Consider the following 22,029-nt stretch of genomic DNA (forward strand, 5'->3'; position numbering starts at 1 on the left):
ATGCCAAAGATTGTTATTCTGCCTCATCAGGATCTCTGTCCCGATGGCGCAGTTCTGGAAGCTGAGACCGGCGAAACCATTCTTGACGTTGCCCTGCGTAACGGTATCGAGATTGAACACGCCTGTGAAAAATCCTGTGCCTGCACGACCTGCCACTGCATCGTGCGTGAAGGTTTCGATTCCCTGCCGGAAAGCACGGAAGACGAAGACGATATGCTGGATAAAGCCTGGGGTCTGGAGCCGGAGAGCCGTTTAGGCTGTCAGGCGCGCGTCACCGATGAAGATTTGGTGGTCGAAATCCCACGTTACACAATCAACCATGCACGCGAGCATTAACAGAGGGTAGTATGGGACTGAAGTGGACTGATAGCCGCGAAATCGGCGAGGCGCTGTACGACGCGTTCCCCGATCTCGATCCTAAGACCGTTCGTTTCACCGACCTGCATCAATGGATTTGCGATCTTGAGGATTTTGATGATGACCCGCAGGCATCAAATGAAAAGATCCTTGAGGCTATCCTGCTGGTCTGGCTGGACGAAGCTGAATAAATAAACGGGCTGCCCACGGGTGGCCCGTTTTCCTGTATGCGCGAAGAAGGAAAAGAACAATGACTGAAGCGATGAAAATTACGCTCTCCACCCAACCGGCTGACGCTCGCTGGGGAGACAAAGCCACATACAGCATCAATAATGACGGCATTACCCTGCACCTGAACGGTAAAGATGATTCCGGTTTAATCCAGCGCGCGGCGCGTAAAATCGACGGCCTGGGCATTAAACACGTACAACTGACCGGCGCTGGCTGGGATGTGGAGCGTAGCTGGGCATTCTGGCAGGGTTACAAAGGGCCGAAAGGCAGCCGCAAGGTCGAGTGGCCAGATCTTGACGATGAGAAGCAGAAGGAACTGGACAACCGTCTGGCGATCATTGACTGGGTGCGCGACACCATTAACGCGCCGGCGGAAGAGCTGGGGCCGGAACAGCTGGCGCAGCGTGCCGTTGATCTGCTGTGCAGCGTCGCGTGCGATCACGTCTCTTACCGCATTACCAAAGGCGAAGATCTGCGCGAGCAAAACTACATGGGGCTGCATACCGTTGGCCGGGGTTCCGATCGCGCGCCGGTGCTGCTGGCGCTGGATTACAACCCAACCGGCGATAAAGACGCGCCGGTTTACGCCTGTCTGGTGGGCAAAGGCATTACCTTTGACTCCGGCGGTTACAGCATCAAGCAAAGCGCATTTATGGACTCGATGAAGTCCGATATGGGCGGTGCGGCAACGGTAACGGGCGCGCTGGCATTTGCGATTACCCGTGGTCTGAACAAACGCGTGAAGCTGTACCTGTGCTGCGCGGATAACCTGATCAGCGGCAACGCGTTTAAACTGGGCGATATCATTCATTATCGCAACGGTAAGAACGTGGAAGTGATGAACACGGATGCGGAAGGGCGCCTGGTGCTGGCGGATGGCCTGATCGACGCCAGCGCGCAAAAACCAGAGCTGATCATCGATGCGGCGACGCTGACCGGCGCCGCGAAAACCGCGCTGGGTAACGACTACCACGCGTTGTTCAGTTTTGATGACGCGCTGGCGGGGCGTCTGTTGGCGAGTGCGGCAGAAGAAAACGAACCGTTCTGGCGTCTGCCGCTGGCGGAGTTCCACCGCAATCAGTTGCCTTCTAACTTTGCGGAACTGAACAATACCGGTAGCGCGGCGTATCCTGCCGGGGCGAGCACCGCTGCGGGCTTCCTGTCGCACTTTGTCGAAAACTACCAGCAGGGCTGGCTGCACATTGACTGCTCTGCAACCTACCGTAAAGCGCCGGTTGAGCAGTGGTCGGCAGGGGCGACCGGTTTGGGTGTGCGCACCATCGCTAACCTGTTAACAGCATAATTATGTAGGCCGGATAAGCGTTAGCGCTATCCGGCAAGATAACGGCGGGGGCGCTTCGCTTACCCGCCCTACACGCATCTCTATTGTGATCCTTATGTCCGAAACAAAAAACGAATTAGAAACCCTGCTGGAGAAGGCGGCGACTGAACCCGCGCATCGTCCGGCATTTTTCCGTACCTTACTGGAGTCCACCGTCTGGGTGCCTGGCACAGCGGCTGAAGGCGAAGCGATTGTTGACGATAGCGCGCTGGATTTGCAGCACTGGGAAAAAGAAGACGGCACGACGGTCATCCCGTTTTTTACCTCTCTGGAAGCCTTGCAGCAGGCGGTAGAAGACGAGCAGGCATTTGTGGTGATGCCGGTGCGCACGTTATTTGAAATGACGCTCGGCGAAACGCTCTTCCTGAACGCAAAACTGCCTACCGGCAAAGAGTTTATGCCGCGTGAGATCAGCCATCTGCTCGGCGAAGAGGGCAATCCGCTGAGTACACAGGAAGTGCTGGAAGGCGGTGAATCGCTGATTCTGTCTGAGGTGGCGGAACCACCTGCGCAGATGATTGACTCCCTGACCACGCTGTTTAAAACCATCAAACTGGTTAAGCGCGCCTTTCTTTGCACCATTAAAGAGAGCAATGACGCCCAGCCGAATCTGTTGATTGGCATCGAAGCGGATGGCGACATCGAGGAGATCATTCATGCGGCGGGCAGCGTGGCGACTGATACCTTGCCCGGCGATGAACCGATTGATATCTGTCAGGTGAAAAAAGGTGAGCAGGGCATCAGCCACTTTATTACCGAGCACATCGCGCCGTTCTACGAGCGCCGCTGGGGCGGGTTCCTGCGCGATTTCAAACAGAATCGGATTATCTGATCCCGGTAGCCGGATGGCGTTAACGTCATCCGGGACAACCCGCACTGTAGGCCGGATAAGCGCAAGCGCCATCCGGCACATTACAAAACGTTAGGCCGGTTCTACCGGTAAATCATTACGCGCGCCCCATTCGCTCCATGCGCCGTCATACAACGCGACATTGGGCACATCCAGCGTGGCGAGCGCCAGCACCACGACCGCCGCGGTGACACCTGAACCGCAGCTGGCGATAATCGGTCTGTCAAAACTGACGCCGTGACTGAAGAAAATGACGTCCAGTTCATCGGTCGTTTTTAATTCCCCTTCACGCACCAGCTCCGTCCAGGGCACGTTCAACGCGCCGGGAATATGGCCACGCTTCAGACCCGGACGCGGTTCATCGGCTTCGGCATTAAACCGTGGCGCCGGGCGGGCATCAACGATTTGCGCGGTTCTTTCATGGCTCGCCAGAAGTACATCGGTCAGACGCACAACCTTCTCCGCCGTGAATTTAACGTCAAATTCCCCTTCCGGGAGTTCCACTTCGCCTTCCTGAAGCGGCAGCTCATCGCGCTGCCAGCCCGCCAGACCACCGGCAAGAATTGAGACGTTTTCTACGCCAAACGTTCGCAGCATCCACCACGCGCGCGGGGCGGAAAACAGGTTGCCTTCATCGTAGACCACCAGATGTCTGTCCTGGTGTACGCCCAGTTCACGCATCGCCACGGCGAAGGCTTCCGGGCGCGGCATCATATGCGGCAGCGGCGAGGTGTGATCGGAGAGCGCTTCAATATCGAAAAAGAGTGCTCCGGGGATGTGGCCTGAACGATATTCACTCGCAACATCCCTGTCTTCTTGTCCGGGAGGTGCCATGCGGGCGTCGATAATTTGAATTTGCGGATCGTCGATATGCTCTGCCAGCCAGTCGGCGGCGACAAACCAGGAGGTGGACATAGGCGTCTCCATCTTTTGCCATAATAATGCCAAATTGTCGGACGTTTACCGCAAAGGGACAAGTAAAAGAGGCTGATTTGGCTGGTGAAACCACATTTCTGATGAAAAAATCAGAACTTATATAACGAATACTGGCTTTCACAACGGGAAATCTCACGCATAATAGTTACTCTACGTTGCTAACGGGCCACTGTGGCCAGGGATGAAAGAATGAAACACATACGCGTAGCCGCTTGCATGCTTATGCTGGCGTTGGCGGGGTGCGATAACAATGATAACGCGCCAACGGCGGTGAAAAACGATGAGACGCCCGCCGCGCAATCCGCTCCGACGAAAGATTCGGCACAACTGCAAAAGCTGGCGCAACAGAGCGAAGGTAAAGAACTGACGCTGCTGGACGCCTCCGAAGTCCAGTTGGACGGCGCGGCGACGCTGGTGCTGACGTTCTCCATTCCGTTAGATCCTGAACAAGATTTTGCCCGCACCGTACATGTGGTCGATAAAAAAAGCGGCAAGGTTGATGGCGCCTGGGAGCTGTCGCCGAATCTGAAAGAGCTGCGCTTGCGCCACCTGGAACCCAACCGCGATCTGGTGGTGTCCGTTGAACGTGATTTAACGGCGCTGAATAAAGCCGCTTTTGGCCGCGCGTATGAAAAAACCATTACCACGCGAGACGTTCAGCCGAGCGTCGGCTTTGCCAGCCGTGGCTCGCTGCTGCCGGGAAAAGTGGTGGAAGGCTTGCCGGTCATGGCGCTGAACGTGAACGAGGTGGATGTAAACTTCTTTCGCGTGAAGCCTGAGTCGCTGGCGGCATTCGTCAGCCAGTGGGAATACCGTAATGCTCTTTCGAACTGGGAATCTGACAACCTGCTCAAAATGGCGGATCTGGTCTATACCGGGCGTTTTGATCTCAATCCTGCGCGTAATACGCGTGAAAAACGCCTGCTGCCGCTGAGTGACATTAAGCCCCTGCAACAGGCGGGCGTGTACATTGCGGTAATGAATCAGGCCGGACATTACAACTACAGTAATCCTGCCACGCTCTTTACCCTCAGCGACATTGGCGTTTCCGCCCACCGTTATCACAATCGTCTTGATATCTTTACGCAGAGTCTGGAAAACGGCGCAGCGCAGCAGGGGGTTGAGGTTGCTCTGCTTGATGAGAAAGGTCAGACGCTGGCGCAAGCCGCCAGCGATGCGCAGGGGCATGTACAGCTGGAAAATAGTCAGCAGGCGGCGCTGTTGCTGGCGCGAAAAGACGGACAAACCACGCTGCTGGATCTGCAACTGCCCGCGCTGGATCTGGCGGAGTTCGCGATTGCGGGCGCGCCGGGCTACAGCAAGCAGTTCTTTATGTTCGGCCCGCGCGATCTGTATCGTCCTGGGGAAACGGTTATCCTCAACGGACTGCTGCGCGACAGCGACGGTAAAACCTTGCCCGATCAGCCCGTCAAACTGGAAGTGGTAAAGCCGGACGGTCAGGTACTGCGCACCGTTGTCAGCCAGCCTGAAAACGGGTTATACCGCTTTACGTATCCGCTGGATAGCGGTGCGCCAACCGGCATGTGGCACATCCGCGCGAACACGGGCGATAACCAGCCCCGGATGTGGGATTTCCATGTCGAAGATTTTATGCCGGAGCGAATGGCGCTTAATCTCAGCGCGCAGAAAACGCCGTTAGCCCCGTCGGAAGAGGTGACGTTCTCCGTTGTTGGTTACTACCTGTACGGAGCGCCTGCCAATGGCAACACGTTACAGGGGCAACTCTTCCTGCGCCCGCAGCGTGAAGCGGTACAGGCGCTGCCGGGCTTCCAGTTTGGCGATATTGCAGAAGAAAACCTTTCCCGCAGTCTGGACGAAGTCCAGCTTACGCTGGATGAAAATGGCCGTGGCGACGTCTCCGCCAACAGCCAGTGGCAGGAAGCGCATTCGCCGTTACAGGTGATCCTACAGGCAAGCCTGCTGGAATCAGGTGGTCGCCCGGTCACTCGCCGTGCGGAACAGGCTATCTGGCCTGCCGATACCTTGCCGGGTATTCGTCCGCAATTCGCCTCTAAAGCGGTGTATGACTATCGTACTGACGCCACGGTTAACCAACCCATCGTGGATGAGGGCGGGAACGCCGCCTTTGATATTGTCTACGCCGATGCGCAAGGCAATAAAAAAGCCGCTTCGGGTTTGCAGGTTCGTTTGATCCGTGAACGGCGCGATTACTACTGGAACTGGTCGGAAAGCGAAGGCTGGCAGTCGCAGTTTGATCAAAAAGATCTGGTTGAAGGGGAGCAGACGCTGGATCTCAGCGCCGATGAAACGGGCAAGGTGAGCTTCCCGGTTGACTGGGGATCGTATCGTCTCGAAGTGAAAGCCCCGAACGATGCGATCAGCAGCGTGCGCTTCTGGGCAGGTTACAGCTGGCAGGATAACAGCGACGGCAGCGGCGCGGCGCGCCCGGATCGCGTCACCCTGAAGCTGGATAAACCCACCTATCGTCCTGGGGACACCATCAAACTGCATGTCGCCGCGCCGGTGGCGGGTAAAGGCTACGCGATGGTGGAATCAAGCGACGGCCCGCTCTGGTGGCAGGAAATAGATGTACCTGCCGAGGGCCTCGACCTGTCGATTCCCGTCGATAAAGCCTGGAATCGACACGATCTCTACCTGAGCGCGCTGGTCGTGCGTCCGGGCGATAAGTCGCGTTCAGCGACGCCGAAACGCGCGGTTGGGCTGCTGCACCTGCCGTTGGGGGATGAAAATCGTCGTCTGGATCTGACGCTGGAAAGCCCGGCTAAAATGCGTCCAAACCAGCCGCTGACGGTGAACGTCAAAGCCAGCGCTAAACATGGCGAAACGCCAAAACAGATCAACGTACTGCTCTCTGCGGTGGACAGCGGAGTGTTGAATATCACCGATTACGTTACGCCAGATCCGTGGCAGGCATTCTTCGGGCAAAAACGCTATGGCGCGGATATTTATGATATCTACGGTCAGGTGATTGAAGGGCAGGGACGTCTGGCGACGCTGCGTTTTGGCGGCGACGGCGATGAACTCAAACGCGGCGGCAAACCGCCGGTCAACCATGTCAACATCGTGGCGCAGCAGGCGTTGCCGGTTACGCTCAATGAGCAGGGCGAAGGTTCCGTTACGTTGCCGATTGGTGATTTTAACGGCGAGTTACGCGTTATGGCCCAGGCATGGACGGCAGAGGACTTCGGCAGCAGTGAAAGCAAGGTGATTGTTGCCGCTCCGGTGATTGCGGAGCTGAATCAGCCGCGCTTTATGGCGGGCGGCGATACTTCGCGCCTGACGCTGGATGTCACTAACCTGACAGACAAACCGCAGACGTTGACGATTGAACTCGCCGCCAGTGGGTTACTGGAACTGGTGAGTCAGCAACCTGCTCCGGTAAACCTGGCGCCGGGCGTGCGTACGACCTTGTTTATCCCGGTACGCGCAAAAGAAGGGTTTGGCGAGGGAGAATTGCAGGCCACGCTGACCGGCCTGAACCTGCCTGGCGAGACGCTTCCCGCTCAGCATAAGCAGTGGAAAATTGGCATCCGTCCGGCCTGGCCTGCGCAGACGGTAAATAGCGGAACGGTGCTTCAGGCGGGGGAAACCTGGCATGCGCCCGCCCAAAATCTGGAGAACTTCTCGCCGGTAACGTTGCAGGGGCAGCTGTTGCTTAGCGGCAAACCGTCGCTGAACCTGGCGCGTTATATTCGGGAGCTGAAGGCTTATCCGTATGGTTGTCTGGAACAAACCGCCAGCGGCCTGTTCCCGTCGCTCTATACCAACGCGGCGCAACTGAAGGCGTTGGGGATCGCGGGCGATACTGATGAAAAACGCCGTGCGGCAGTCGACACGGGGATCTCCCGGATGCTGCAAATGCAGCGTGATAACGGCGGTTTTGCCCTGTGGGATAACAACGGGCCGGAAGAATACTGGCTTACCGCATACGCGATGGATTTCCTCGTGCGTGCTGGCGAGCAAGGGTACAGCGTTCCGGCCGATGCGATTAACCGGGGAAATGAACGCCTGCTGCGCTATTTGCAGGACCCGGGCATGATGTCGGTTCGCTATAGCGACGATACCCAGGCCAGCAAATTTGCTGTTCAGGCGTATGCGGGACTGGTGCTGGCGCGTCAGCAAAAAGCGCCGCTTGGCGCGCTGCGTGAAATCTGGGAACGCCGGAGCCAGGCCGCGTCGGGCTTGCCGCTTCTGCAACTGGGCATTGCGCTGAAAAATATGGGCGATGCCAGCCGCAGTGAACAGGCGCTGATGCTGGCGCTGAACACGCCGCGCCGTGACGCGCAGCAATGGATGGCGGATTACGGTAGCCCGTTGCGTGATAACGCGCTTATGCTGTCGCTGCTGGAAGAAAATAAACTGCAACCCGAGGCGCAAAATACGCTGCTGACGACGCTTTCTGAACAGGCATTTGGTCAGCGCTGGCTTTCGACGCAGGAGAGTAATGCGCTGTTCCTTGCTGCGCGCACGTTACAGGATCTGCCGGGGACATGGCAGACGCAGACCTCGCTCGCTGACCAGCCGTTGACGGGCGATAAAGCGCAAACGCGTAATCTGGATGCCGATCGGCTTTCCGCGTTGCAGGTGACCAACAGCGGCGACCAACCGCTGTGGCTGCGTCTGGACAGCAGCGGATACCCGCAAACGGCGCCCGTACCTGCCAGCAATGTGTTGCACATCGAGCGCCAGATTCTGGGAACCGATGGTCAGAGTAAATCGCTCAGTTCCCTGCGCAGCGGTGAACTGGTGCTGGTCTGGCTCGAAGTGAAAGCGAGTCAAAACGTGCCAGACGCGCTGGTGGTCGACCTGCTGCCTGCCGGTCTGGAGCTGGAAAACCAGAACCTGGCAAACAGCAGCGCCAGCCTGCAGGACAGCGGCAGTGAAGTGCAAAACCTGTTAAATCAGATGCAGCAGGCGGATATTCAGCATATGGAATTCCGTGACGATCGCTTTGTCGCGGCGGTGGCGGTTAACCAGGGGCAGCCGGTGACGCTGGTGTATCTGGCGCGCGCGGTGACGCCGGGAACCTATCAGGTTCCTGTCCCGCAGGTGGAGTCAATGTATGTTCCACAGTGGCGGGCGACGGGATCAACCGAGGGGCTTTTGATTGTCACGCCATAAATGATCGTCCTGCGCAGTCTACGCGGTGGCTGGCGCTGGCTGGCCATCGCTCCATTTCTGATGATTCTGGCAGTCTGGATGGCGGACAAAATCTGGCCGCTGCCGCTGCATGAGGTCAATCCGGCACGGGTGGTGGTGGCGCATGACGGCACACCGCTGTGGCGCTTTGCCGATGCTGAGGGGATCTGGCGCTATCCCGTGACGATTGAAGACGTTTCTCCCCGCTATCTTGACGCGTTAATCAATTACGAGGACCGCTGGTTCTGGCGGCATCCGGGCGTGAATCCGTTTTCGGTACTGCGTGCCGCCTGGCAGGATCTGTCGTCAGGACGCGTGATTTCCGGCGGCAGTACGTTGACCATGCAGGTGGCGCGACTGCTGGACCCGCATCCGCGAACCTTTGGCGGTAAATTTCGCCAGCTCTGGCGCGCGCTCCAGCTGGAGTGGCACCTGTCCAAGCGCGATATTCTGACGTTGTATCTGAACCGTGCGCCGTTTGGCGGAACGTTGCAGGGCATCGGCGCCGCCAGTTGGGCTTATCTGGGTAAACCACCGGCGCAACTGAGCTATTCGGAAGCGGCGTTGCTGGCGGTTTTACCGCAGGCGCCGAGCCGTTTGCGTCCCGATCGCTGGCCGGAACGCGCGCAAGCGGCGCGCAATAAAGTGCTGGAGCGGATGGCGGCGCAGGGCGTATGGTCGGCCCGGCATGTTCAGGAGGCCCGCGAAGAACCCGTCTGGCTGGCGCCCCGACAAATGCCGCAACTGGCGCCGCTGTTCTCACGCATGATGCTGGGCAAAAGCAACAGTGACAAAATCGTCACTACGCTGGATGCCGGGTTGCAGCGTCAGCTTGAAGAGCTGGCGCAAAACTGGAAGGGACGGCTTCCGGCGCGCAGTTCGCTGGCGATGATCGTTGTCGATCATACCGATATGAGCGTGCGTGGTTGGGTTGGATCGGTGGATATGAATGATGACAGTCGTTTTGGTCATGTGGATATGGTCACTGCAATCCGATCGCCGGGATCGGTGCTTAAACCCTTTGTCTATGGGCTGGCGCTGGATGACGGGTTGATCCATCCCGCCTCGTTGTTACAGGATGTGCCGCGCCGTACCGGCGATTATCGTCCGGGAAACTTTGACAGCGGGTTTCATGGCCCCGTCAGCATGAGCGAAGCGCTGGTGCGTTCGTTAAATTTGCCTGCGGTACAGGTGCTGGAAGCATATGGCCCAAAACGTTTTGCGGCAAAACTGCGTAACGTTGGCCTGCCGCTGTATCTGCCTGCGGGCGCGGCCCCTAATCTTTCCCTGATTCTGGGCGGCGCGGGCGCAAGGCTTGACGAGATGGTGGCGGCATACAGCGCGTTCGCCCGTCATGGCAAGGCGGCAACATTGCGCTTGCAGCCAGGGGATTCGTTGCAGGAGCGTCCGCTGATGTCGCCGGGCGCGGCGTGGATCATCCGGCGGGTGATGGCCGATGAAGCGCAGCCGTTACCGGATAGCGCCCTGCCGCGCGTAGTGCCGCTCGCCTGGAAAACCGGCACCAGCTATGGCTATCGCGACGCATGGGCGATAGGCGTTAGCTCCCGCTATGTGACTGGCATCTGGACGGGCAGGCCCGACGGCACACCCGTTGCCGGACAGTTTGGTTTTGCCAGCGCGGTGCCGCTGCTTAATCAGGTGAATAATATGCTGATGGCGCGCGCCGCGACGCAGCCTGAAGATCCGCGTCCGGCGTCGGTGAGCCGGGGCGTTATCTGCTGGCCGGGCGGACAGGCGCTTTCGGCGGGAGACAATAACTGCCGCCGTCGACTGGCGACCTGGCTGCTGGAGAACAGCCAACCGCCGACGCTGCTGTTACCTGAACAGGAAGGGATTAGCGGCATTCGTTTTCCTGTCTGGCTGGATAATGACGGAAAACGCGTCGCCGCCGATTGTGCTCAGGCGCGGGAGCAGACGTTGATTGTCTGGCCGTTGCCGCTGGAGCCCTGGTTGCCCGCTGCTGAACGCCGCGCTGCGCGACTGCCGACGGCTTCGACGACCTGCCCGCCGCTGGGGCAGGATGCGCCTTTACCTCTACAGTTAACGGGCGTGCGTGATGACGCGATAGTGAAACGGTTACCCGGCGCTTCCGGGGTGGATTTATCGATTCAGAGCAGTGGTGGCGCGGGGGCGCGCTGGTGGTTCCTCAATGGTGAGCCGTTGGGAGAACGCGAGCGGAATATTACGTTACATCTTGCCGAAAAAGGCGAGTATCAATTACTGGTTATGGATGCTGCTGGACAGATTTCTGCGCTGCGATTTACTCTGCAATAGACCTGATAGCAATAGTTTGTTGCTAATACTCATCTTATTTTAAAAAAATGTTACCTTCATCCATAGGCAATAACCCGGATGCTCTTTATAATCCGCGCCAGGTCGTACAAGCATATATACAACAGCAGAACACATTACAGAGGTAATCATGGCGATTGAACGTACTTTTTCCATCATCAAACCAAATGCGGTGGCAAAAAACGTTATTGGCAACATCTTTGCGCGCTTTGAAGCAGCAGGGTTCAAAATTGTCGGTACGAAAATGCTGCACCTGACCGTTGAGCAGGCGCGCGGTTTCTATGCCGAGCACGATGGTAAGCCGTTCTTCGACGGTCTGGTCGAGTTCATGACCTCTGGCCCGATCGTGGTTTCCGTACTGGAAAGCGAAAATGCCGTGCAGCGTCACCGCGACCTGCTGGGTGCAACCAACCCGGCTAACGCGCTGGCGGGCACCCTGCGTGCCGACTACGCGGACAGCTTCACCGAAAACGGCACCCACGGTTCAGATTCTCTGGAATCCGCTCAGCGTGAAATCGCCTATTTCTTTGGTGAAGGCGAAGTGTGCCCGCGCACTCGTTAATAAATCAGTGATGTAGTATGTAGGCCGGATAAGACGCATCTGCGTCGCCATCAGGCAGTCGCGCAATGCCGGATGGCGCTGACGCTTATCCGGCCTACGACTTATCAGGTCTACGACGCTGCTCTGCCTTTACACATTATTTTCGCTAATGTTCCGCGCAGGCGTGGCATCCTTGCGATAGAATTTGTACAATGCAGCGCCCCAGGACGAGCACCGCTCACTGGGGCGCTTCTTTTTTCAACCCTCCAGGGGCCATAACGTGTAATAACGAGGCCGGAATAGAATATGTCTGAACAAATTGTCACGTCTGAAATCATCACCCCGGTTGTTCCTGATAAAAATGGAAAAATTAACCTGCTGGATCTGAACCGTCAGCAGATGCGGGAGTTTTTTAAAGAATTAGGTGAAAAACCCTTCCGCGCCGATCAGGTGATGAAGTGGATGTACCACTATTGCAGCGATAACTTTGATGAGATGACCGACATCAACAAAGTGTTACGTGGCAAACTGAAAGAGGTGGCGGAAATCCGCGCGCCAGAGGTGGTGGAAGAACAGCGTTCTTCAGATGGCACCATCAAATGGGCGATTGCCGTTGGCGATCAGCGCGTGGAAACGGTCTACATCCCGGAAGACGATCGCGCCACGCTGTGCGTCTCTTCGCAGGTTGGTTGCGCGCTGGAGTGTAAATTCTGCTCAACTGCGCAGCAGGGCTTTAACCGTAACCTGCGCGTCTCTGAAATTATCGGCCAGGTGTGGCGTGCGGCGAAAATTGTCGGCGCGGCGAAAGTCACCGGGCAACGTCCGATCACCAACGTGGTGATGATGGGCATGGGTGAACCGCTGCTGAACCTGACCAACGTTGTACCGGCGATGGAAATCATGCTGGATGATTTCGGTTTCGGTCTGTCTAAACGCCGCGTTACGCTGTCGACGTCAGGCGTTGTTCCGGCTCTGGATAAACTGGGCGACATGATTGACGTTGCGCTGGCGATCTCTTTGCATGCGCCGAACGATGAAATTCGCGATGAAATTGTACCGATCAACAGAAAGTACAACATCGAAACGTTCCTCGACGCGGTTCGCCGTTATTTGCAGAAATCCAATGCGAATCAGGGACGCGTCACAATTGAATACGTCATGCTGGACCACATCAACGATGGAACGGAACATGCGCATCAGCTGGCGGAACTGCTGAAAGATACGCCGTGTAAGATTAACCTGATTCCGTGGAACCCGTTCCCGGGCGCGCCGTATGGCCGGAGTTCCAACAGCCGCATCGATCGTTTTTCTAAGGTGTTGATGAGCTATGGTTTCACGACCATTGTGCGTAAAACACGCGGCGACGATATTGATGCCGCTTGTGGTCAGCTTGCCGGGGATGTGATTGACCGTACCAAACGTACTCTGCGTAAGCGTATGCAAGGTGAGGCTATCGACATTAAGGCGGTCTGATACGGCTTGCGCCATTGTGTGTTTTGTGTACAGTGGCGCAATGTTGGTTGAATGATGCCTCAAGTTGTACTTATCTGGTCAATATTAACGGTGCGTTTTTGTCAACTTTAGGGCAGTATGTAGCGGTGCAACAATAGTTTAGCCTTAAGGATTAAGCTGTTTTGTCATAAGTAGCCTGACAGTCTTATACTGTCCAACTAAGGTTAACTGACCAGATGTTTCGCGGTGCGGGTGGGCATTGTGTCTCACCGGCGCCTGAACCCCAATTTACGTACCAGCAGCTGTAGCGAATGAATACTGAAGCCACGCACGACCAAAATGAAGCACAATCCACCGGCGTTCGTCTGCGCAATGCCCGTGAACAACTCGGACTCAGCCAGCAGGCGGTTGCAGAGCGACTTTGCCTGAAGGTTTCCACGGTACGCGATATTGAAGAAGATAAGGCCCCGGCCGATCTCGCTTCAACGTTTCTGCGCGGGTATATCCGCTCTTATGCGCGTCTGGTGCACATCCCTGAAGAAGAACTGCTGCCCGGTCTGGAAAAACAGGCGCCGGTTCGTCCTTCCAAAGTCGCGCCAATGCAGAGTTTCTCTTTAGGTAAGCGTCGTAAAAAGCGCGATGGCTGGTTGATGACGTTCACCTGGCTGGTGCTGTTTGTGGTGGTTGGCCTGACGGGGGCCTGGTGGTGGCAAAACCATAAGGCGCAGCAGGAAGAACTCACCACGATGGTCGATCAATCCTCTGCTGAACTGAATGCTGGCGGCGATAGCGCCCAGAGCGTACCGCTGGACACCAGCGAAGCCGCAAGCCAGGATTCGACGCCAGCGCCAACTGCGCCTGTTGACTCTACGGCGACAAACGCCGTGCCGCAGACGCCGGATGCGTCCGCGACGACCACGGCGCCTGCCGCAGACGCTCAGCAGAATGCGGTCGTTGCGCCTTCTCAGGCGAATGTGGATACCGCAACCACGGCGCCTGCCGCGACGGGTGATACGGCGTCATTGCCGACCGATCAGGCGGGCGTGGCTACGTCAGCGGTCGATCAGAACGCGCTGGTGATGAACTTTACCGCCGATTGCTGGCTGGAAGTCACCGATGCGACAGGGAAAAAACTGTTTAGCGGAATGCAGCGTAAAGATGGCAATTTAAACCTAACCGGTCAGGCGCCTTATAAGCTTAAAATTGGCGCCCCGGCTGCGGTACAGATCCAGTATCAAGGAAAACCTGTCGATCTGAGCCGTTTTATCAGAACTAACCAGGTTGCGCGTCTGACCCTTAATGCCGAACAATCACCGGCGCAGTAACAGACGGGCAACGCGGGAGATTTTTCATGCATAACCAGGCTCCAATTCAACGTAGAAAATCGAAACGTATTTACGTTGGGAATGTGCCGATTGGCGATGGTGCCCCCATCGCCGTACAGTCAATGACCAATACGCGCACGACGGATGTGGAAGCGACGGTCAATCAAATTAAAGCGCTGGAGCGTGTTGGCGCGGATATCGTCCGCGTCTCCGTGCCGACAATGGATGCCGCAGAGGCGTTTAAACTGATCAAGCAGCAGGTTAATGTCCCGCTGGTTGCTGATATCCACTTCGACTATCGCATTGCGCTGAAAGTGGCGGAATATGGCGTGGATTGCCTGCGAATCAACCCAGGCAACATCGGTAACGAAGAGCGTATTCGTACCGTTGTCGACTGCGCTCGCGATAAAAATATCCCTATCCGTATCGGCGTAAACGCCGGATCGCTGGAAAAAGATCTACAGGAAAAATACGGTGAGCCGACGCCGCAGGCGCTGCTGGAATCGGCGATGCGCCATGTGGATCATCTCGATCGCCTGAACTTCGATCAGTTTAAAGTCAGCGTGAAAGCCTCGGATGTTTTCCTCGCGGTAGAATCCTATCGTCTGTTGGCGAAACAGATCGAACAACCGTTGCATCTTGGGATCACCGAAGCGGGCGGCGCGCGCAGCGGCGCGGTGAAATCGGCAATTGGCCTCGGTTTACTGCTGTCGGAAGGCATTGGCGATACGCTGCGCGTCTCTCTGGCGGCCGATCCGGTAGAAGAAATTAAAGTGGGCTTCGATATTCTGAAATCGCTGCGCATTCGTGCGCGTGGGATCAACTTTATCGCTTGCCCAACCTGTTCCCGTCAGGAGTTCGACGTCATCGGCACGGTCAACGCGCTGGAACAACGCCTTGAAGACATCATCACGCCAATGGACGTTTCCATCATCGGCTGTGTGGTGAACGGGCCGGGCGAAGCGCTGGTTTCGACGCTGGGCGTAACGGGCGGCAACAAAAAAAGTGGCCTGTATGAAGACGGCGTGCGTAAAGACAGACTCGACAACGATGATATGATTACGCAGCTTGAAGCCCGTATCCGCGCGAAGGCCAGCATTATGGACGAAGCGCGTCGAATCGACGTGCAGCAGGTTGAAAAATAATAACGCGATGGGAAGCGGCGCGCTTCCCGTGTATGATTGAACCCGCATGGCTCCCGTATCGTTTGGGAAGCGCTGAGGGTTCATTTTTATATTCAGAAAGAGAATAAACGTGGCAAAAAACATTCAAGCCATTCGCGGCATGAACGATTATCTGCCTGGCGAAACCGCCATCTGGCAGCGCATTGAAGGCACACTCAAAAACGTGCTCGGCAGCTACGGTTACAGTGAAATCCGTTTGCCGATTGTAGAGCAGACCCCGTTATTCAAACGCGCTATCGGTGAAGTCACTGACGTGGTTGAAAAAGAGATGTACACCTTTGAGGATCGTAATGGCGACAGCCTGACGTTGCGTCCTGAAGGGACGGCGGGTTGCGTACGCGCCGGTATCGAACATGGTCTCCTGTACAATCAGGAACAGCGCTTGTGGTATATCGGGCCGATGTTCCGCCACGAGCGTCCGCAGAAAGGGCGTTATCGTCAGTTCCATCAGTTGGGTGTCGAAGCCTTCGGTCTGCAAGGGCCGGATATTGATGCGGAGCTGATTCTGCTGACCGCGCGCTGGTGGCGTGCGTTGGGTATTGCTGAACATGTGAATCTGGAGCTGAACTCCATCGGTTCGCTTGACGCGCGCGCCAACTATCGTGATGCGCTGGTGGCATACCTTGAACAGCATAAAGAGAAGCTGGACGAAGACTGCAAACGCCGCATGTATACCAACCCGCTGCGCGTGCTGGATTCCAAGAACCCGGACGTTCAGGCGCTGCTCAACGATGCGCCTGCTCTGGGCGACTATCTGGATGACGACTCCCGCGAGCACTTTGCCGGTCTGTGCAAACTGCTGGAAGCGGCGGGTATCGCTTACACCGTCAACCAGCGTCTGGTTCGCGGCCTTGATTACTACAACCGCACCGTATTTGAATGGGTAACCAACAGTCTGGGGTCTCAGGGCACGGTGTGCGCCGGCGGTCGTTATGACGGTCTGGTGGAGCAACTTGGCGGTCGCGCAACCCCGGCGGTGGGCTTTGCGATGGGTCTGGAACGACTTGTTTTGTTAGTTCAGGCAGTTAATCTGGAATTTAATGCCGATCCTGTTGTCGATATATACCTGGTAGCCTCAGGCGCGGATACGCAGTCTGCGGCGATGACACTGGCGGAGCGCCTGCGTGATGAAAATCCGGGCGTGAAACTGATGACTAACCACGGCGGCGGCAACTTTAAGAAACAGTTTGCCCGTGCCGATAAATGGGGCGCCCGCGTTGCACTGGTGCTGGGTGAGTCCGAAGTGGCTGACGGCACCGTTGTAGTGAAGGATTTGCGCTCTGGTGAGCAAACGGCAGTCGCACAGGATAGTGTGACCGCACATTTGCGCACGTTATTGGGTTAAGGAGAAGGACAGCGTGGAAATTTACGAGAACGAAAACGACCAGGTTGATGCGATTAAACGCTTCTTTGCTGAAAATGGCAAAGCGCTGGCTGTTGGGGTGATTTTAGGGGTTGGCGCGCTGCTCGGTTGGCGCTACTGGACCAGTCATCAGACGGAGTCCGCACGCTCTGCTTCTCTGGCATATCAAAATGCGGTGACCGCGGTGAGCGCGGGCAAACCGGATAGCATCTCCGCTGCGGAGAAATTCGCCACGGAGAATAAAAATACCTACGGCGCGTTAGCTTCTATGGAACTGGCGCAGCAGTTTGTTGATCAAAATGAACTTGAGAAAGCCGCAGCCCAGCTACAGCAAGGACTGGCGGCCACCAGCGATGAGAACCTCAAAGCGGTGATTAATCTGCGTCTTGCCCGCGTTCAGGTGCAGCTCAAGCAGGCCGATACCGCGCTGAAAACGCTCGATACCGTAAAAGGTGAAGGATGGGCTGCGATTGTCGCCGATCTGCGTGGCGAAGCGTTGTTGAGCAAAGGCGATAAACAAGGCGCGCGCAGCGCATGGGAAGCAGGCGTGAAAAGCGATGCCAGCCCGGCGCTGAGTGAAATGATGCAGATGAAAATCAATAATTTGTCCATCTGAGAGGGACCCGATGCAATTGCGTAAATTACTTCTGCCAGGACTGCTTTCTGTTACGTTATTGAGCGGTTGTTCACTGTTTAGTGGCGAAGAAGATGTTGTCAAAATGTCCCCGTTGCCGACGGTGGAAAACCAGTTTACGCCGTCTACCGCATGGAGTACGTCTGTAGGTAGCGGTATCGGCGAGTTCTATTCCAACCTGCACCCGGCGTATGCCGATAACGTGGTCTACGCGGCTGACCGTAAAGGCACCGTAAAAGCGGTAAACGCGGATGACGGGAAAGAAGTCTGGTCCGTGAACCTGGCGGAGAAAGACGGCTGGTTCTCCAGAGCGCCTGCGTTGCTGTCTGGCGGCGTAACGGTCTCCGGCGGCCATGTCTATATTGGCAGCGAAAAAGCGCAGGTTTATGCGTTGAACGCGGCTGACGGTACGACGGCATGGCAGACGAAAGTCGCCGGTGAAGCGTTATCTCGCCCGGTTGTCAGCGATGGCCTGGTGCTTATTCATACCAGCAACGGTCAGTTGCAGGCGCTGAATGAGGCGGACGGCGCGATCAAATGGACCGTGAACCTCGACATGCCGTCGCTTTCGCTGCGCGGTGAGTCCGCTCCGGCTACCGCGTATGGCGCCGCCATTGTGGGTGGTGATAACGGTCGCGTCAGCGCCGTGCTGATGCAGCAGGGCCAGATGATTTGGCAACAGCGTATTTCCCAGGCGACCGGTTCGACTGAAATCGACCGTCTGAGCGATGTCGATACCACGCCGGTTATCGTCAATGGCGTCGTTTACGCGCTGGCTTATAATGGTAACCTGACGGCGCTGGATCTGCGCAGTGGTCAGATTATGTGGAAACGTGAGCTGGGCTCGGTGAATGATTTCATCGTTGACGGCGATCGTATCTACCTGGTGGATCAGAACGACCGTATTCTGGCATTGACCACCGACGGCGGCGTGACGCTGTGGACGCAAAGCGATCTGCTGCACCGCCTGCTGACATCGCCTGCGCTGTATAATGGCAATCTGGTGGTAGGCGATAGCGAAGGCTATATGCACTGGATTAACGTTGAGGACGGTCGTTTTGTGGCTCAGCAAAAAGTGGATAGCTCCGGCTTCCTGACCGAACCGGTCTCTGCCGATGGCAAACTGCTGATCCAGGCGAAAGACGGTACGCTGTACTCTATTACGCGTTAATCGTCACGGCCGCACGCTTTGAAAAACGGCTCCTGGTGCAGGGGCCGTTTTACTGTTTTTAACAACGGCGCAAAAATCGCGCGCGTTGTTTGATGATTTTTTAAATGAGGCTTTAAACATGGTACCTGTGGTCGCGCTTGTCGGGCGCCCTAACGTCGGAAAATCCACGTTATTTAACCGTCTAACTCGCACCCGAGATGCGCTGGTTGCGGATTTCCCGGGTCTGACTCGTGACCGTAAGTACGGTCGTGCGGAGATTGAAGGCCGCGAGTTTATCTGTATTGATACCGGCGGTATTGATGGCACCGAAGACGGTGTGGAAACCCGCATGGCGGAACAGTCGCTGCTGGCGATTGAAGAGGCTGATGTTGTGCTGTTCATGGTGGATGCGCGTGCTGGCCTGATGCCAGCGGATGAAGCGATCGCCAAACATCTGCGCTCCCGCGAAAAACCCACGTTCCTTGTGGCAAACAAAACTGACGGGCTCGATCCCGATCAGGCGGTTGTCGACTTCTATGCGCTGGGTTTAGGTGAAATTCACCCGATTGCAGCTTCTCACGGTCGTGGCGTGCTCAGCCTGCTGGAGCATGTTCTGCTGCCGTGGATGGACGACGTCGCCCCGCAGGAAGAGGTGGATGAAGACGCCGAATACTGGGCGAAACTGGCAGCGGAAGAGAACGGGGAAGAGGAGCCGGAAGATGACTTCAACCCTCAGGATCTGCCAATCAAACTGGCGATTGTCGGCCGTCCGAACGTAGGTAAGTCCACACTGACTAACCGTATTCTGGGTGAAGACCGCGTAGTGGTCTATGACATGCCGGGAACGACGCGCGACAGTATCTATATTCCGATGGAACGCGATGAGCGTGAATACGTGCTGATTGATACCGCAGGCGTACGTAAGCGTGGGAAAGTCACCGATGCGGTAGAAAAATTCTCCGTCATTAAAACGTTGCAGGCGATTGAAGATGCCAACGTGGTGATGCTGGTTATTGATGCGCGCGAAGGGATTTCCGATCAGGATCTGTCGCTGCTGGGCTTTATCCTTAATAGTGGGCGCTCACTTGTCATCGTCGTGAACAAATGGGACGGCCTGACCCAGGAAGTGAAAGAGCAGGTGAAAGAGACGCTGGACTTCCGTCTGGGCTTTATCGACTTTGCGCGCGTACACTTTATCTCTGCGCTGCATGGCAGCGGCGTGGGCAACCTGTTTGAGTCCGTACGTGAAGCGTATGACAGTTCAACCCGTCGCGTCAGCACCGCCATGCTGACCCGCATCATGACTATGGCGGTTGAAGATCACCAGCCGCCGCTGGTTCGCGGTCGCCGCGTGAAACTTAAATATGCCCACGCCGGGGGATATAACCCGCCAATCGTGGTGATTCACGGCAACCAGGTGAAAGACCTGCCGGACTCTTACAAGCGCTATCTGATGAACTACTTCCGCAAATCGCTGGACGTGATGGGAACGCCTATCCGTATTCAGTTTAAAGAAGGGGAAAACCCGTATGCGAATAAGCGCAATACGCTGACCCCGACTCAGATGCGTAAGCGTAAACGTCTGATTAAGCACATTAAGAAAAGCAAATGACGATTTACTGAAAATCATCTGCTGTCAAAAAATCCTGAAGCCCGCATTGCGTCGGGCTTTTTTCATATCAAGAGCTATCATAAAGAATCAACAAAGTGCATGATTAGCGTGTACACAAGGGTGTAACCGGCATGAGTATTTCAACGAGCGCAAGGCGGCGCTGACTCAGTGGGCTGATTTGCTGGTAGCGTTGGAACGAGGTGAAACATATAACGTAATGCCTTTGCGTTTGGCTGAATAAAGGGATGAAAGTATGTGTGCATTCGTGAGCAAAAAAACAGGGGAAAAAACGAATCATCCAGTTGTCAATTACGTAAATAATGTGAATAAAAGAATAGCTGATGAAGCCGTGGAGTTCTCCCAAAGCGCAGATTTTTACATAATGGAAACAGCATCAGGTTCGCGGGGATTTGTTACAACAAATGAAAAGAGAACTGTTCTTGAAGAGTTAAATAAAGGATTTAGGTTTTATCTTCGAGATGAAATATCAAAACCAGAAGTAATTGATTTGATAAATGAATTTTCTGGTGTTGAGTATGGATCATTTGGCGATATTTTTAAATTAGAAGAAAGCAATGATTTAGTTCTTTCGGCCTGCATTATGCATTTCATGGGGCTTGATTCCGTTGCTGATAATCTGTTAAAAATTGCTTTCTACAATGAAAACATGAAATTAGGACAGTTACACTTTGTTTATCATTCTGGCAAGGTTGTTGAGCGACTGAAGCAGCGAAAAAATTCATCACAACCACGGAATCCCAATTATGCAAAAGCCATAAGAATACTTAAAGACACTTGGGAGAAGTATCCGGCGGCAAGTAAAAACGAAATGCTCTCGAAACTACATCAATACTTCAACGGCTCGGTGAGTAAAGACTCAATCAAACGTTGGATAAAAAAATCAAAATTACAACCGCCTAAACCAGATAAGTACACGGCATTTTCATTAGTGATCAATTCCGACTAATACAAATAATGGTGCATAGCTGGATATGCACCCTATCGCCTTGAGGCAAATCAGTCTTCAATTTATTCCGTTACAAGTCATCAACCACCAGCAAGAGGTAACGGGGCATATGAAAAACCAACCTTCCACACAGTCTGCAATTCCTACAACCGGCTACATCCGCCGCTATCGTTTGGCTGAAATGCTGGGTATGAGCCTTTCTACTCTGGATCGCAAGGTACGTGACGGCACTTTGCCGAAGCCAACAAAGCTAGGTGAGAAAATCACAGCATTCGATGCTGTGGCGATCAATCAGTGGCTGTCGCCGCAGCTGATGAACTGGGCTATGAGGTGGCGCTTCTGGAGGATGAAGGTATTTATATTGATACGCAGGATGCTGAATTTTATTTTCAGCGTTATGACCTGAAAGAGAATGTGGCGCTGCTGCTGTTGACCCTGAGGCGCGAACTGTTTTACACCTCCACGGATTACCCTGATGAAATGGCGGACTGGAATCCGGAGGGGATTAAGGCTCTTTCACTCTGGCGCGAAAAGGTGCACAGGTGATATGTGTCAACGTCGCCCGGTGGCAAAGTGTAAACCGTTCCTGAGATACGAAACGCACAGGTTGACACTTTTCACTTTCCCACG

At 55.4% G+C, this 22,029-nt stretch carries 17 protein-coding genes and 2 pseudogenes; 18 read left to right on the top strand and 1 reads right to left on the bottom strand.

Annotation, left to right across the window (positions count from 1 at the left end; genetic code table 11):
- The 4 genes from fdx (at window position 1) to sseB (ending at window position 2,762) form a co-directional block, all read left to right on the top strand.
- The gene (fdx, locus tag FD428_RS05895; protein WP_012131251.1) at window positions 1–336 is read left to right on the top strand and encodes an ISC system 2Fe-2S type ferredoxin; all 336 of its coding nucleotides are present in this window, start codon (window positions 1–3) and stop codon (window positions 334–336) included.
- A gap of 11 nt (window positions 337–347) precedes the next feature.
- Window positions 348–548 (top strand): Fe-S cluster assembly protein IscX, encoded by a 201-nt coding sequence (iscX, locus tag FD428_RS05900; protein WP_012131252.1) that lies wholly within the window; start codon window positions 348–350, stop codon window positions 546–548.
- A gap of 59 nt (window positions 549–607) precedes the next feature.
- Complete coding sequence (gene pepB / locus FD428_RS05905; RefSeq protein ID WP_049010618.1) at window positions 608–1,891, top strand: aminopeptidase PepB; 1,284 nt, start codon at window positions 608–610, stop codon at window positions 1,889–1,891.
- Window positions 1,892–1,985: 94 nt separating this feature from the next.
- Entirely contained in the window at window positions 1,986–2,762 is a 777-nt protein-coding gene (sseB, locus tag FD428_RS05910) for an enhanced serine sensitivity protein SseB (RefSeq protein ID WP_114848603.1), read from the top strand.
- Between the two features lie 90 nt (window positions 2,763–2,852).
- Here sseB and sseA read toward each other — a convergent pair whose 3' ends face one another.
- On the bottom strand, window positions 2,853–3,695 hold the full coding sequence (gene sseA, locus FD428_RS05915) for a 3-mercaptopyruvate sulfurtransferase (protein WP_058667898.1): 843 nt from the start codon (window positions 3,693–3,695) through the stop codon (window positions 2,853–2,855).
- Between the two features lie 210 nt (window positions 3,696–3,905).
- Here sseA and FD428_RS05920 point away from each other — a divergent pair, with 210 nt between their 5' ends.
- The 14 genes and pseudogenes from FD428_RS05920 (at window position 3,906) to FD428_RS21720 (ending at window position 21,945) form a co-directional block, all read left to right on the top strand.
- On the top strand, window positions 3,906–8,840 hold the full coding sequence (locus FD428_RS05920; RefSeq protein WP_114848604.1) for an alpha-2-macroglobulin: 4,935 nt from the start codon (window positions 3,906–3,908) through the stop codon (window positions 8,838–8,840).
- Window positions 8,841–11,153 carry a peptidoglycan glycosyltransferase PbpC gene (gene pbpC / locus FD428_RS05925; RefSeq protein ID WP_114848605.1) on the top strand — a complete coding sequence of 771 codons (2,313 nt, stop codon included), beginning with the start codon at window positions 8,841–8,843 and terminating at the stop codon, window positions 11,151–11,153.
- A gap of 148 nt (window positions 11,154–11,301) precedes the next feature.
- Window positions 11,302–11,733: a nucleoside-diphosphate kinase gene (ndk, locus tag FD428_RS05930; RefSeq protein ID WP_012131261.1), complete on the top strand. Its 432-nt coding sequence runs from the start codon at window positions 11,302–11,304 to the stop codon at window positions 11,731–11,733.
- 285 nt (window positions 11,734–12,018) lie between these two features.
- On the top strand, window positions 12,019–13,185 hold the full coding sequence (locus tag FD428_RS05935) for a bifunctional tRNA (adenosine(37)-C2)-methyltransferase TrmG/ribosomal RNA large subunit methyltransferase RlmN (RefSeq protein WP_012131263.1): 1,167 nt from the start codon (window positions 12,019–12,021) through the stop codon (window positions 13,183–13,185).
- A 290-nt stretch (window positions 13,186–13,475) separates the two neighbouring features.
- On the top strand, window positions 13,476–14,489 hold the full coding sequence (rodZ, locus tag FD428_RS05940; protein ID WP_012131264.1) for a cytoskeleton protein RodZ: 1,014 nt from the start codon (window positions 13,476–13,478) through the stop codon (window positions 14,487–14,489).
- Window positions 14,490–14,515: 26 nt separating this feature from the next.
- On the top strand, window positions 14,516–15,634 hold the full coding sequence (ispG, locus tag FD428_RS05945) for a flavodoxin-dependent (E)-4-hydroxy-3-methylbut-2-enyl-diphosphate synthase (protein WP_012131265.1): 1,119 nt from the start codon (window positions 14,516–14,518) through the stop codon (window positions 15,632–15,634).
- Window positions 15,635–15,743: 109 nt separating this feature from the next.
- Window positions 15,744–17,018, top strand: a complete 1,275-nt coding sequence (gene hisS, locus FD428_RS05950; RefSeq protein ID WP_024130119.1) for a histidine--tRNA ligase — start codon at window positions 15,744–15,746, stop codon at window positions 17,016–17,018.
- Between the two features lie 13 nt (window positions 17,019–17,031).
- Complete coding sequence (locus FD428_RS05955; protein ID WP_012131267.1) at window positions 17,032–17,652, top strand: YfgM family protein; 621 nt, start codon at window positions 17,032–17,034, stop codon at window positions 17,650–17,652.
- 10 nt (window positions 17,653–17,662) lie between these two features.
- Complete coding sequence (gene bamB / locus FD428_RS05960) at window positions 17,663–18,841, top strand: outer membrane protein assembly factor BamB (RefSeq protein ID WP_047462014.1); 1,179 nt, start codon at window positions 17,663–17,665, stop codon at window positions 18,839–18,841.
- A gap of 118 nt (window positions 18,842–18,959) precedes the next feature.
- Window positions 18,960–20,432: a ribosome biogenesis GTPase Der gene (der, locus tag FD428_RS05965; protein WP_047462015.1), complete on the top strand. Its 1,473-nt coding sequence runs from the start codon at window positions 18,960–18,962 to the stop codon at window positions 20,430–20,432.
- A 124-nt stretch (window positions 20,433–20,556) separates the two neighbouring features.
- Window positions 20,557–20,673 (top strand): annotated as a pseudogene (locus FD428_RS21815) (site-specific integrase); the annotation flags it as partial.
- A gap of 12 nt (window positions 20,674–20,685) precedes the next feature.
- Window positions 20,686–21,399 (top strand): hypothetical protein, encoded by a 714-nt coding sequence (locus FD428_RS05975; protein ID WP_071258064.1) that lies wholly within the window; start codon window positions 20,686–20,688, stop codon window positions 21,397–21,399.
- Window positions 21,400–21,508: 109 nt separating this feature from the next.
- Window positions 21,509–21,703 (top strand): annotated as a pseudogene (locus FD428_RS05980) (helix-turn-helix transcriptional regulator); the annotation flags it as partial.
- Window positions 21,694–21,945 (top strand): hypothetical protein, encoded by a 252-nt coding sequence (locus FD428_RS21720; RefSeq protein WP_162790488.1) that lies wholly within the window; start codon window positions 21,694–21,696, stop codon window positions 21,943–21,945. The pseudogene FD428_RS05980 and the gene FD428_RS21720, both read left to right, overlap by 10 nt.
- Window positions 21,946–22,029: the final 84 nt, after the last annotated feature.

Source organism: Citrobacter sp. TBCP-5362, assembly GCF_005406305.1.
Taxonomy (GTDB): Bacteria; Pseudomonadota; Gammaproteobacteria; order Enterobacterales; family Enterobacteriaceae; genus Citrobacter_B; species Citrobacter_B koseri.